A 13,518-nucleotide genomic window follows, 5' to 3' on the forward strand; every position below is an offset into this window, starting at 1 on the left:
ACTTTCGGCGTTTTTACTTAATTATTCTCTCATGGAAGTGACAACAAAGGGTTAAAGACTTAGCCACAAAACTAGCGCCTCGCCTCATTGAAATTCGCCGTCACATCCACTCTCATCCCGAACTTAGCGGTCAAGAATATCAAACTGCTGCCTTTGTGGCTGGTGTCTTATCTTCTAGTGGTCTGCGTGTACAAGAAGGTGTTGGTAAAACTGGTGTAGTTGGGGAATTACAAGTTACTGAGAAAAATCATAATTTCTTGGCAATTCGCACAGATATGGATGCCTTGCCCATTCAAGAACGTACTGGTTTAGAATATGCCTCAAGGGCGGATGGTGTAATGCACGCTTGCGGTCATGATATCCACACTACAGTAGGTTTAGGGACGGCAATGGTACTGTCCCAAATGACAGAGGAGTTGGGTGGAAATGTGCGGTTTTTATTCCAGCCTGCGGAAGAAATTGCTCAAGGTGCAAGCTGGATGGTGGCAGATGGGGCAATCAAGGATGTTTCCGCTATTTTAGGTATTCATGTTTTCCCTTCGATTCCGGCTGGCTCGATTGGAGTGCGTTATGGGGCTTTAACGGCGGCGGCGGATGATTTAGAAATTATGATTATTGGTGAATCTGGACATGGTGCGCGTCCCCATGAGGCGATTGATGCCATTTGGATCGCTTCCCAGGTGATTACTAGTTTGCAACAAGCCATTAGCCGTACCCAGAATCCTTTACGTCCGGTGGTGTTGACCATTGGGAAAATTACTGGTGGGAGAGCGCCGAATGTGATTGCGGATAAAGTACAGTTGTTGGGAACAGTGCGATCGCTCCACCCAGAAACCCGCGCGCAACTCCCCAACTGGATTGAAAGAATTGTTGCCAATGTCTGCCATTCCTACGGGGCAAGTTATCAAGTGAATTATCGCCAAGGTGTCCCCGGTGTCTACAATGACTATGGTCTAACCCAGTTGTTTCAATCAGCAGGTGAAGAAGCTTGGACAAGCGATCGCGTCCAGGTATTACCTGAACCTTCCTTGGGTGCAGAAGATTTTTCTGTATATTTAGAACACGTTCCTGGTTCTATGTTTCGCTTAGGCGTAGGCTACCCTGAGCGAATTATCAATCATCCCTTACATCACCCTGAATTTGAAGTCGATGAATCTGCGATCGTCACAGGTGTGGTAACTATGGCTTACGCTGCTTACAAGTATCTACGAGGATGATTACTCAATGTGTTCAGCCTATGGGCGATGTCCTCATGGCTGAATTCATTTTGTTTGCTCAATTCCCTCTGTTGAAATTACCACTTTGCAAAATATTATGATAAATCCTGTTAGCGCTACCGAAGCCCGTGCCAAATTCCCAGAAATTATCAATCGGGTAGAGTACGGAAAAGAGCGCATCTTGATAGAACGCCACGGTAAGCCAGTTGTAGCGATAATTGGAATGGATGACTTGAAACGCTTAGAAACTCTAGAAGATGCCATAGACTCGGCTCAGTTGAGAGAAGCTATTACACAAAACGCAGGTTTTACAACTTTAGAAGCCGTGATTGCTCAACATCCTCATGAATGAAGTGTATCAAAATTTGTGAATAAAGGTGATGTCTACGGCGGGCTGAACCTACGCACAGCATAACATCTCAAGATAAACTAAAAATTTATTACGGAAATTGCCAATGCAACTTCTTGAATTCCCCAATATTGCCATCATTGCCGGAGAAAACGCTGTTCCTGTTGCTCAACTACCTCTTGTATGGCAAGACATCGCTAAGGGTACAGCCAATGTGGGACTCTGCAATCCCCAAATTTATGTGGAGATGGCGCAGTTATTCTTATACAAGTTAGAACAGGGTGATGTTGATTTGTTTAACGAACGTCCAGAGTTAGAACACCTCAAATCATCATTTTGTCAGTTATTTGGACAACTAGGACGAGAAACGCTGGAGTTCTATGGTTATGATTTCATGACTCATAACTATCCCAATTTTGAGGAAATTCTGCGGGAAGTGGAATCGAAAGATGCAGATTACGGGAAAGTTGCACGGATTGGTTTAGAACTGTTCCAAGAATTTGGTTACGAACTACCAGCAAGTTTTTATCATGTGCATCTAGCACCGATTTACCGAGATCATGTGTTTGAGGAACGTGCCTTGAGATTTGATAAGCGGGATATTGAACACAAGCGTTCTTGGGATGCCATTCTTCATGCTGGTAAAGTATTTGCCGTGCAAATGAAGGTGCAGAGTATCGCCTCCAAATATGGTTTTACTTACCAACATGGTTGCGGTTGTAACTCTCACCTATCTTCTATTGATGAGTCTCGTGGCACCTTTGCTTATGAATTGAGCCAAGAAAAACGCGATCGCTGGATTCGCAGTTTTATCTGGACTGCTTGGTATGAGTATGCCTTTTTCCCCATTGTACCAAATACAAGTTATCTAGTTTAATAATATGGGGATATTTCCCAGATAATTGGGCTGTACAATGACCTACTATTGAAGTCCAAATGTAGGGTGGGCAATGCCCACCATTCTTGATTTTTGCTAGACACTTTCTACTCTACTTATAGTTCAAAAATTAGGTAATAATTGTATAACAATCGTTCTTATAGCCGTAGCCAGATAGATTCTGTATAATATTTGCTCAATTTAAAATAATACTATTGCATATACTAAACGTAAATCGAGGCTAAATATAAGCATGAATAGCATTTTAATTTGCTTAATTCTAGGACTAGTGGCAGGAATTGTTAGTGGTATGACAGGTATTGGTGGCGGCATAATTATCTTACCTGCACTGATTTTTCTCTTAGGTTTTTCCCAACAGCAGGCGCAAGGTACTACATTAGCCTTATTAGTGCCACCAATTGATTTATTAGCAGCTTGGGTCTACTACAAACAGGGATATGTTGATATCAAAGTAGCCGCACTTATTTGTTTAGGATTTATTTTAGGTGGCTGGTTAGGTGCAAAAGTAGGAACAGATTTACCAACTGGAACTTTAAGTAAAGTATTCGCTGTTCTGATGATCATCAGTGCGCTCAAAGTTTTATTTACGAATCCAGCCGAGGGCATATAAATAATTGCAGAAATGTAGTATGAGGTGAAGTAAAATTACTGGGAATATCTCTCAGGAAATAGTATTGGTAATCTATTCCTAAGATAAAATCCACTAAGTACAGCCTTTAATTAAGTTCCTAGCTGACATCTTCCAGCAGAGGATTAAAACCCCGTGCTTCTGTGCGCTTAAATTTATACGTCACAATAGGCAAAAACTCTACCATGACTACTGAAACCAGGTTGCAAGGGAACTCCCAAAACGAAAATTTATTAGACAACGCAACTAACGAACAATCCTCAAAAGAAGAAAATACCTTCCAATGGACAAAACAATGGTATCCGCTAGCTGTGGTAGAGTTCCTTGATCCTAGCCGTCCTCATGCTATGCAATTATTAGGTAAAGATATTGTTTTGTGGCGGGATGGTTCTAGTCAATGGCGCTGCTTTGAAGATTTTTGTCCCCATAGACTTGCACCACTTTCAGAAGGTCGAGTCGAAGCAGATGGTACACTTTTATGCGCTTACCATGCTTGGCGTTTTGATGCTCAAGGGAATTGTGTAAGTATACCCCAGTCTAAAGATGAAAAAACGGCGGCGAAGAACTGTGAAAGTCAAAAATCCTGTGCAGTAGTTTATCCGACGCAGGAACGCCAGGGGTTACTGTGGGTATGGGCGGAAGCAGGAGAACAAGCCAAGGTAGAAAGCCAATTGCAGACACCGCGAATTGTTCCAGAACTAGAAGATAACTCAGGTAAAGTGATAAAATCACCCTGGAATTTCCGTGATTTGCCCTATGGGTGGGACTACTTTATGGAAAATGTCTCAGACCCTGCTCATGTACCTGTTTCCCATCACGGTATCATAGGCGATCGCTACAAGGATGCTAAATTCTACGATATGATTCCTGTACGCCACATATCTACCCAAGAAGGGTTTGCCTTTGAAGTTCAGCCAACACAAGGCAAAACAGTACGGGGAATTCACGATTTTCAACCACCTTGTCACATGAGAATAGCTTCGACCTCTGAGGATGGTGGACAGTTAATTTTGGCTTTGTATGCTACGCCAACTCGTCCCGGTTGGTGTCGCCACATTGGTTGTCAAGTTTTCGTCAAAAATCCCCAAGGAAAGAAACCCCAAGGATTATCTTTCTTTGGACTACCATTACCTGTTTGGTTGGTTCATGTATTAGCATCCTTATTTCTGCACCAAGACATGGTCTTTCTGCATTACCAAGAAAAAATTATTGCCCAGAAAAGAAACGGTAAATGGCTGAACGCTGTATATACACCAAATCCTCAAGACAAGATGGTGATTACATTGCGTCAGTGGTTGAAAAACCGAGCTGGTGGTGGTATACCTTGGGCAGAAGGATATAGCAGCGATATACCTCCAGCCGAAAAAGACAAGCAGAAGCTATTTGATGTCTGGACAACCCACACTCAACATTGCACAGTTTGCCAAGATGCGCTAAAAAACATCAATCGTCTGACTGTACTAGCTTATATATCTGCGGCTGTCTGCTTGTTTTTAGCTGTGATTTTAGATGCCAGAACTGTGGCAATGCAAGCAGCTTTAGGTGCATCTATATTCACATTACCTCCTGTAGGATTTTGGTTAGCACTTGGCGGCGGTATTTTGTTGGCAGTAGTTGGATATCAACTCAAAAGATTTAGTCGGCTATTTTATGTATACGAATTTGAACACGCTCGTAATGATTAAGAACAATTACTGAGTCTGTGTCAGAGTCTCATAATTTTTCTAATTACCAATTATTCATTACCTCCAATCCTCACAAGTTCCTCAACTTTCCCGTTTATAACAGGTTAAACGGTGAAAAAAAGCACACTGTCGATACTTGATGGAGAGTCAGAATGATCCGCTTATTAGTTGGTATTTTAGTATTTGTCATTAATACAGTTTATCGCGATCGCCCCTATCCTCGCTTTTATGTACTAGAAACCGTGGCGCGAGTACCTTATTTTTCTTATCTGTCGGTTTTACACCTCTACGAAACCCTGGGATGGTGGCGTAAAGCAGACTGGCTAAAAGTTCACTTTGCTGAATCTTGGAATGAGCTGCATCACTTGTTGATTATGGAATCTTTGGGAGGTGCAGGTTTTTGGGGCGATCGCTTTTTAGCTAAGACAGCTGCTTTAATTTATTACTGGATTATTATTGCGGTATATTTTGTCTCTCCCCGTTCTGCCTATAACTTTATGGAACTGGTGGAACAACACGCTTACAGCAGCTATGACAAATTTCTGACAACTCACGAAGCAGAGTTAAAAACCCAGCCAGCTCCTGAGGTAGCAAAAATATACTATCGTGACGGAGACTTCTATATGTTTGATGAATTTCAAACAGCGCACTCTCCTTCGGAACGTCGTCCCAACATCGATAATCTTTATGATGTGTTTGTCGCCATCCGTGATGATGAGATGGAACACGTCAAAACGATGGTGGCTTGTCAACAAACTAATGCTCAATACTCCCTCAAGAGTCCTCATAACTCAGAAGGTAAGACAGTAGTATTAACAAGTGCGGAGATGAATCCTTAAGTATAACTGAGACAGGTTCAAGGGTTGGAAATGGGTAATTGGTAATGGTAAAAACTAATTACCCATTAGCTATTACCTATTACCGCCTAAACGAATATATAGCTGTCGCCAGTAGTGTTAGGACATCAATAGATGATACAACCTAGACACAAAAGGACTTTTCACCCAGTCCCCAGTCCCTAGTCCCCAGCTATATCGCCAGAATCAGCCGGAATCTCAAAAAATAAGGTGGGCATTGCCCACCCCATCTAATAGTTTAAAATTGCTATTATTCCCACTCGATGGTTCCGGGTGGCTTGGAGGTAATATCAAACACTACGCGATTAACGCCTTTAACCTCGTTGACAATGCGGTTAGAAATTGCTTCTAAAACATCGTAAGGTACACGCGCCCAATCTGCTGTCATGCCATCTTCGCTTTTAACAATGCGTAAGACTATAGGATAAGCATAGGTGCGTTGATCACCCATTACGCCCACACTACGGATAGGTAGTAAGACGGCGAATGCTTGCCAATATTCGTTGTATAAACCACGTTGGTTAATTTCTTGGCGCACAATCAAATCAGCATCGCGCAGAATGTTCAATCTGTCGGCGGTGACTTCACCTAAAATCCGAATAGCTAAACCAGGGCCAGGAAATGGCTGGCGTTGGACAATCTCTTCTGGTAAGCCAACAGACCGCCCTACTTTACGGACTTCATCTTTAAATAGTTTCCGCAGGGGTTCAACTAGTTTAAATCTCAAGTCTTTGGGTAATCCACCAACGTTGTGATGGCTTTTGATTTTTACTGCTACCCGTTCCCCGGTTTGGGGGTCAACATTGGTATCAGCCGATTCGATGACATCTGGGTAAAGAGTTCCTTGTGCTAGATAGTCAAAGGGGCCTAGATTTCTCGATGTTTCTTCAAATACCTGGATGAATTCATGTCCAATGCGACGACGTTTTTCTTCTGGGTCTGTCACGCCAACCATGATATCTAAGAAGCGATCGCGGGCGTTAACATATTCAACAGGGATGTGAAACTGCTCTTGAAATAGCTTCACCAACCTTTCCGGCTCATACTTCCGCATAAAGCCTTGGTCGATAAATACACAGGTCAATTGGTCGCCGATGGCTTTGTGCATCAAGAAAGCCAGTGTAGAAGAATCGACTCCTCCCGAAAGCGCCAATAGTACTCGCTTGTCACCAACTTTTGCCCGAACTTCCCGAATAGCTTCTTCCACAAAAGCAGCTGTTGTCCAGGTGGGTTCACACTCGCAGATGTGATACACAAAGTTGCGGATTAATGCCAAACCACCGATGGAATGGACTACTTCTGGATGGAACTGCACGCCATAAAGCTTTTTGTCATGGTCAGCAACAGCAGCACAGGGAGTATTATCTGTATGTGCCAACACTTCAAACCCTGGGGGCATTTTTGTGACTGAATCGCCATGACTCATCCACATTGTTGTGCCATCTTCAACGTTGGTCAGTAAGTCGGTGGGATCATCAATATGTAATGATGCTTTGCCATACTCACCCCGGTCGGCTTTGGCTACTTCGCCGCCGAGTTGGTTGACCATCAGCTGCATTCCGTAGCAGACACCCAAAATGGGAACTCCCAAATTCCAAATTTCTGGGTCACAATGGGGAGCGCGATCGCTATAAACTGAACTGGGGCCACCAGAAAGAATGATGCCCTTGGGATTCAGTTGGCGTAAATGTTCAGCAGAGGTGCGATAAGACAAAACTTCAGAGTATACTTGAGTCTCGCGGATGCGCCGGGCAATCAGTTCTGAATACTGAGAGCCGAAGTCTAATATGATAATGATTTGACGCTCAAGCTGCCCAAACTCTTCTATTGGTTGAGGGGCTTGTTCGGTTAGTAGAGTCACCGCTGTATTCATATAAATGGCGAAAGTGTGAGTCTGGTAGTAGATGGTTGTTTTGGTTTCTGAACATAAACACCATTTTCAGCTTGTTTAAACTGATAGATGGTGAGTTAATCCGTGACAAACGCTAGATAGAATGCGTTTGTTTTACCACTAAGGGATTTTATGAAACTGTATAAATTAAACTAAGACCACTACTGAAAAAGATATTTATTGGGATTATTTATGATTATTCATAATAAATTAACATAAATTTCCCATTAAGTTACAAGCAGTTTTGCTCTTCACGATAATTTTGCGATCGCGATCAAAGAGAATTGAGCCGCAGATTGTGGTTGCTGTGCCTCTGCTGCTATGGCTTTGCATATATTCTTGGCAACGAGAATCGATAGTTTCGGCGATCGCACTATAAACTTGATTTACCCAATCACTACCTGTAGAACTATCTAACGCTTTTAAGTGCTTGAGTGCAGCTTCAGCCGTTGGGGCGTGAAACACTATTTCTATATCTTGTTTACTTAAACCCGCCAAAGCACAGTGTGTTACCAATACTTCCCGTCGTCCATCAGCCAAGTGGTGGTGGGTATGAAAAATACCCCCAGCTAGTTTCATCAACTTGCCATGATAGCCAAACAATAAGATTTCCTTAACACCCAAAGCATCAGCTTCTACCAGCATCGGCCCTAACCAATTAGCAGTTTTTACTAATTTCTCAGCATTAATACCGATTTTTCGCGCCAAATCTAAACCATTCTCGCCAATGCAGAATACCAGACTTGCATACAAACTAGCTTTGTGCTGCAATTCGCTACGAAACGCGTCTAACTGATCTGGTGAACTCAAAGGTTGAGAAATACCTGTGGTTCCCAGTAGGGATAATCCCTCGACAACCCCAAAGGCAGAATTAGAAGTCCGAACAGCGAGCGATCGCCCCTCCGGTAAGATGATAGTGACAATAATGCTTTCCTCTGGGGCTAATAATCGAGTTAAGTTGGCTTGTAACAATCTTTGAGCATAACTATAAATAGCCGCACGGTTATCAGCATTAACCTGCTTACCAATCCCTTCCCCACCCTTGATGGTTACCTGCTCACCCCCACCTTGTCCCCATTCCACCACAGCCCAAATCGGGGTATTTTTAGTCAAATCAAGATTATCACCCGGATCACTGCGGGTAATTGCCAAGGCCATATTTTCTGATAGTCCCGCCACCTGCTCAATAGGTACTTCAGCGATTTGTGCAGGCTCAATTAAATCTACCAACCCAAGTTGTAGAGATTGACGCTGGCGTAACCAGTGTAAAGCGGCGATCGCGCCAGCACAAGCAAAAACAGGTAAAGTATATCCGCTACGCATTAGTCATTAGTCATTAGTCATTAGTTCTCCTCTGTCCTAAACACCCACTTCCGTGAGAACACTTTCCATCGCTTCCCAGGAGATATCACGTTGGATATAACGGGGGGATTCTGGATTGTAGGGGCTGGCTATGCGATCTACACTAATAACTCTTGCCTCATCTGGAATCACTGGAACATCGGGATCAAATGCAGTGGGACGCATCAATGAACTAGAAAAACCTTTGAAGATGGCTATTTTGTCTTGTTCATTAGCGATTTCCACCGTGACTAATAAAACTTCTTGTGGACGTTTGCTGGTGTATTGTTCTAGCCGCTTGCCAATTGAATTCATTTTGAAAGCTGGAAATTGAGAAACGAAGCGCAGTGACAGTTTACTGTGGTGTAGCCGAGCGTCCCTGCTTGCCCAGCTTCACGACGACAAAGTAGCTTAGATATAGTACATAAATAATTAGACAAACTATACCTAAAAAGCCTAAGAAACCGGGTTTACTATTGTGGTGAAAATAATCTTTAAACAGTAAGGGAGCTTCTAACCAGACGCTGCAAGTGGGATTTTGTCCAATATTGCTGGAAAACGCACAACCCAAAAAAGGTACGAAGGCTATAGTTCCCAAAATAGAATAAATGGTCACAGCCCAGCGCCAAGAAGTAAAAGCGAGTTTTAACACTCCACTGGGTTGATACTCAATTTCATCGTTGATATCCACCCAAAACCACAGGGAAATCGGAATAAGGATTTGTCCTATTAACCCAGAGATAAAACTAACTGGATATTGGGCAATCATTAAGTAGATGGTGATGGCTAGTAGGCTAGAAACTCGCCAATAAATCATTAATAGCTTTTGTATTGCTTCTGCTTGTTGAGCATAAGCCCAAATTAACAGAACTATCGGCACAATCATCAGAAATAATACTGCTAGTCGGTAATCAATCCAGACTAACTGGCGCAACACGTTATTTGGCATAGTTAACTGTCAGTTTTTAAGAATAGGGACTAGGAATAAGGAGTGAAGGATATTTTAAGTTAGATAGGACTTACGCAAGTGTCATAGTCAAAGTAACTTTAGGGCGCGTCAGTCCCAATAATTTCGCACACATTAGAGGATTTTCCGCATCTGACACACCCTAATATTGTGCCAGTTGCTTAAGTCCTGTTAGAAATACTTTTGTTGATTTTGTTGTCACCATGTCCGAGTGTAAAAAAACAAGCAACTGACAGAATCTCATCGCCAATATTTTGCACCTACCGTAGCAAATTGCTCTGAGAACTATCTCATCAACAACTAGCTCAACAAGCTTAAACTTGTGTAAGTTGCAAGGAGATGGGGTGCAAAAGCCTCATGAACAGAGGTGAAAACTACTGAATCAAAGGATTCTGGTTGCTTGTCTGCCGAAAAAGTTCACAAACTTAATTGTTATTCATCGTAAACACGGCACTCAGCAGCATCTGGATTATCATCGCAGTACTGTTCTAGAGAATTTTTCTTTTTGTCTTGGCGTTGGTGGGAGGCTTCCGCTTGCAGTTCTTCAACTGCATCCCAAGCCGCAGCACACTCAGCTGAGTTGCTACCTGAGATATCGCAAACGGCACGCGCTTGTTCTACTTCTTCTTGGATTTGGTCTTGAATGTCTTTTGCTTGAGTGTCAGTCATTGCTTTAGTCTCGTTGTGTGTTGATAATAACAGTATAGAAAAGTTGCAAAAGTTGCTATTTTTTTGTTCTATCAATCACCATTCTACCTAATGAGCTGCATCAGCTAGTTGGGTAGCTTGATGTATCGATTAAAATTACCGCCAACTGTAGCATTTATTTTAAGATTTTAGAAAATGGTAACGAAGTAAATAAAATGTGGAAGTAGGGGAGATGAAGAAGATCAGGGAGATGTGGCGATAGTTTCCCACGGGGTGAGAGAATAAAAATTACTTGTCGCACTCTTACTCATCACTGATAACTCAGCCAACGACTAACCACAACAGAAAAAGAAGCCCAAAATTCATGGCAGACCGAATGCAGTGGGCAAATGCCCTATCAACTCGCCCTTCTCTAGAAGCAGCTGTTACAGATGTAGTACAACGGGCTGTCTCGACTTTAACAGCTCCTGCGGATTTGGGGTTAGTGTTCATTTCTTCTGCCTTTGCTAGTGAGTATTCTAGGGTGTTACCCTTGCTGGCTGAACAACTTTCTGTGCCAGTGATGATTGGCTGTAGTGGTGGTGGTGTGATTGGCACGGCTGCTAGTGGACAGACCCAAGAATTGGAAGCAGAAGCCGCCCTCAGCTTAACTTTGGCGCACCTACCAGGGGTGAATTTACAGGTTTTTCATGTTCTGGGGGAAGAGTTACCAGATTTAGATAGTCCTCCAGATACGTGGATTAATTTGATTGGTGTGCCTCCATCGCCAACGCCGCATTTTATTTTGCTGTCTAGTGCTTTCTCTTCAGGAATTAACGATTTATTACAAGGGCTAGATTTTGCTTACCCAGGGTCAGTAATTTTAGGTGGACAAGCTAGCGTCGGGGGGATGGGTGGTCGTCTGGCTTTGTTTTGTAATGGTAATCTGCACCGTGAGGGTACTGTAGGCTTGGCTTTAAGTGGCAATATTGTTTTAGAACCGATCGTGGCGCAAGGATGCAGGCCGATTGGTGAACCATTACAAGTAACTAAAGCTGAACGCAATATTATTCTGGAACTGGATGAGAAAGTGCCGTTAGTGGTGCTGCGAGATTTGATTGCTAGCTTGAGTGAAAAAGAACGAGCTTTGGCACAACATTCATTGTTTGTTGGTGTAGCAATGGATGAATTTAAGCTATCTTTGCAGCAAGGGGATTTTTTAATTCGTAGTATTTTGGGTGTAGATCCATCTGGAGGTGCGATCGCTATCGGTGATCTCGTCCGTCCTGGCCAACGCCTACAATTCCACCTGCGAGATTCCCAAGCCTCCGCCGAAGAATTAGAATTTCTGTTAGAACGGTATCAAACAAAACCTGAATTTGACAACTCTGCTGTTGGTGCGTTGATGTTTTCTTGTGTAGGACGTGGTGAAGGACTCTACGGCAAACCTAACTTTGATTCTGAGCTATTCAAACGTTACATTCAAGATGTCCCCGTAGGTGGTTTTTTCTGCGGTGGTGAAATCGGCCCAGTCGGCGGCAGAACTTTTTTACATGGTTATACATCCGTATTTGGGATTTGCCGAGAGTTGTCGGTAGAAGATTAAGGGGCGAGAAAGAATTTGTATAGTCAATGGTCAGTAGTCAATAGTCAATAGTCAACAGTCAATAGTTAAAGTAACTCTCCCCCCAATCCCCAATCCCCAATCCCTAGTTTATTTCCTGTCTAGCAAGAGGGTACTATTGTTATCAATCATGGTGGGGGTACCAGTGTGGGCGATCGCACTATAGGTTTGAATATAGCGGCGTACTTGTTGTGGGAACTGGGGGTAGTCTAATACTGCGTCTCCATCGGCGATGGTTGCCCAAAAGTCACGCAAGCTGGGAGCTAGTTCTTGTGCCTGGGCTAATGGTAAATTTAAGGGTGATAAAGTAAGTAGTTTTACTAGGAAGGGAAAAGAGCGATCGCCCATCCAATCTCGTGATAATTGTTGTAAATTTGGAAACTCTGGGACTGATTCCACCCGATGAGAGAGAATTTGCAACCATTCCTGACCCTGCTGATCACGATGAAACTCTAAAACCCTGTAGGGATGAGGATAGCTGACTAAAGAACCTGTAGTAATATCATATACACCTTCAGTACAAGCAACATCTTGGACGTGTAAGTGGCCTGTAAATACTAGTTTGACCCCATATCGTTGCAATAGCCGCACTAGTTCTGGTGCATTTTCCAACATATAGCGAGATGCCATTGGGTGGCGAGATTGATGAGGTAAATGTTCAACTACATTGTGATGCACCATCACTAACACCAGTTCATCCACGGTTGCGGCTAATACTTCTTCTAACCATTGGAATTGCTGGGCATCTAAACGCCCCATTTGCTGGCCTTGTTCATTAAAAAAGTTAGAATTTAGACCAATTAATCTCACTCCAGGTAATAATTGTTGAGTGTAGTAAAGTTGATCAGTATTGTCATAACCAAACTGACGATAATACTGGGGAAAATCAGCACAAGCGATCGATTGCTCATTTGCCATGACTACAGGAACATCATGGTTACCAGGCACAACATAAGTAGGAAAAGGTAGTTTAGATAATCTTTCTTCTAACCATCTATGGTTTTCTGGTTCACCGTGCTGGGTTAAATCTCCAGGGAGCAAAAGAAAATCTAAATTAAGTTTTGTTAAATGGTTTATGGCGTTTTCAAAAGCGGGAATACCCACTTCTACCAAATGAAATCGGCTCGGATGATCCCAGATTGTGTGAGGAAGCGCGATGTGTAAGTCGCTGACTACAGCAAAGCGAAAATTTAGCACCATTGATTTCTAAAAGTGATTAAAAACAGTAATTTAAGCAGGTCTTTTCCACAAAGTATAACCTTTGCTACGTTAACCTGCTGAAGAACTACTTGTCTTAATATTTGTACACACGTACATAATTATCGCTTTTGCAGTGAGTCTCTTGCTTAAGTCCTAAGTTTGATTTTGATCCCTTATGGTTTCTATCAATTTATAATTTGCAATTTGTAATTCTTAACTAAGATTTTGTTACCT

13 protein-coding genes are annotated in these 13,518 nt (G+C 42.7%); 7 read left to right on the plus strand and 6 right to left on the minus strand.

The window, feature by feature from the left end:
- Positions 1–86: 86 nt before the first annotated feature.
- From ACM5QX_RS12115 to ACM5QX_RS12140, 6 genes are all read left to right on the plus strand, one after another.
- Complete coding sequence (locus ACM5QX_RS12115) at positions 87–1,217, plus strand: M20 family metallopeptidase (RefSeq protein ID WP_414753816.1); 1,131 nt, start codon at positions 87–89, stop codon at positions 1,215–1,217.
- A 97-nt stretch (positions 1,218–1,314) separates the two neighbouring features.
- The gene (locus ACM5QX_RS12120) at positions 1,315–1,569 is read left to right on the plus strand and encodes a type II toxin-antitoxin system Phd/YefM family antitoxin (RefSeq protein ID WP_414753729.1); all 255 of its coding nucleotides are present in this window, start codon (positions 1,315–1,317) and stop codon (positions 1,567–1,569) included.
- Positions 1,570–1,672: 103 nt separating this feature from the next.
- Entirely contained in the window at positions 1,673–2,443 is a 771-nt protein-coding gene (locus ACM5QX_RS12125; protein ID WP_414753730.1) for a hypothetical protein, read from the plus strand.
- Between the two features lie 253 nt (positions 2,444–2,696).
- Positions 2,697–3,074, plus strand: a complete 378-nt coding sequence (locus ACM5QX_RS12130) for a sulfite exporter TauE/SafE family protein (protein WP_414753731.1) — start codon at positions 2,697–2,699, stop codon at positions 3,072–3,074.
- Positions 3,075–3,277: 203 nt separating this feature from the next.
- Positions 3,278–4,777, plus strand: coding sequence for a Rieske 2Fe-2S domain-containing protein (locus ACM5QX_RS12135; RefSeq protein ID WP_414753732.1), 1,500 nt, complete (start codon positions 3,278–3,280; stop codon positions 4,775–4,777).
- 152 nt (positions 4,778–4,929) lie between these two features.
- Positions 4,930–5,616 (plus strand): alternative oxidase, encoded by a 687-nt coding sequence (locus tag ACM5QX_RS12140; RefSeq protein WP_414753733.1) that lies wholly within the window; start codon positions 4,930–4,932, stop codon positions 5,614–5,616.
- Between the two features lie 268 nt (positions 5,617–5,884).
- Here ACM5QX_RS12140 and guaA read toward each other — a convergent pair whose 3' ends face one another.
- The 5 genes from guaA to ACM5QX_RS12165 all read right to left on the minus strand — a co-directional run bounded on the left by guaA (position 5,885) and on the right by ACM5QX_RS12165 (position 10,502).
- The gene (gene guaA / locus ACM5QX_RS12145; RefSeq protein ID WP_011317902.1) at positions 5,885–7,507 is read right to left on the minus strand and encodes a glutamine-hydrolyzing GMP synthase; all 1,623 of its coding nucleotides are present in this window, start codon (positions 7,505–7,507) and stop codon (positions 5,885–5,887) included.
- A 228-nt stretch (positions 7,508–7,735) separates the two neighbouring features.
- A complete protein-coding gene (cbiD, locus tag ACM5QX_RS12150) occupies positions 7,736–8,848 on the minus strand; it encodes a cobalt-precorrin-5B (C(1))-methyltransferase CbiD (protein WP_414753734.1) in 1,113 nt (370 codons plus the stop codon).
- A 36-nt stretch (positions 8,849–8,884) separates the two neighbouring features.
- The gene (locus tag ACM5QX_RS12155; RefSeq protein WP_414753735.1) at positions 8,885–9,181 is read right to left on the minus strand and encodes a hypothetical protein; all 297 of its coding nucleotides are present in this window, start codon (positions 9,179–9,181) and stop codon (positions 8,885–8,887) included.
- Between the two features lie 40 nt (positions 9,182–9,221).
- On the minus strand, positions 9,222–9,815 hold the full coding sequence (locus ACM5QX_RS12160; RefSeq protein WP_011317899.1) for a DUF3177 family protein: 594 nt from the start codon (positions 9,813–9,815) through the stop codon (positions 9,222–9,224).
- Between the two features lie 450 nt (positions 9,816–10,265).
- Entirely contained in the window at positions 10,266–10,502 is a 237-nt protein-coding gene (locus tag ACM5QX_RS12165; protein ID WP_011317898.1) for a Calvin cycle protein CP12, read from the minus strand.
- Between the two features lie 343 nt (positions 10,503–10,845).
- On the opposite strand from ACM5QX_RS12165, the gene ACM5QX_RS12170 reads away from it, so the two are divergent.
- Positions 10,846–12,066, plus strand: a complete 1,221-nt coding sequence (locus ACM5QX_RS12170) for an FIST N-terminal domain-containing protein (RefSeq protein ID WP_414753736.1) — start codon at positions 10,846–10,848, stop codon at positions 12,064–12,066.
- Between the two features lie 108 nt (positions 12,067–12,174).
- Here ACM5QX_RS12170 and ACM5QX_RS12175 read toward each other — a convergent pair whose 3' ends face one another.
- A complete protein-coding gene (locus ACM5QX_RS12175; RefSeq protein ID WP_414753737.1) occupies positions 12,175–13,284 on the minus strand; it encodes a metallophosphoesterase family protein in 1,110 nt (369 codons plus the stop codon).
- Positions 13,285–13,518 lie beyond the last annotated feature (234 nt).

It is taken from the genome of Anabaena sp. CCY 9910, assembly GCF_963920875.1.
GTDB lineage: Bacteria > Cyanobacteriota > Cyanobacteriia > Cyanobacteriales > Nostocaceae > Trichormus > Trichormus variabilis.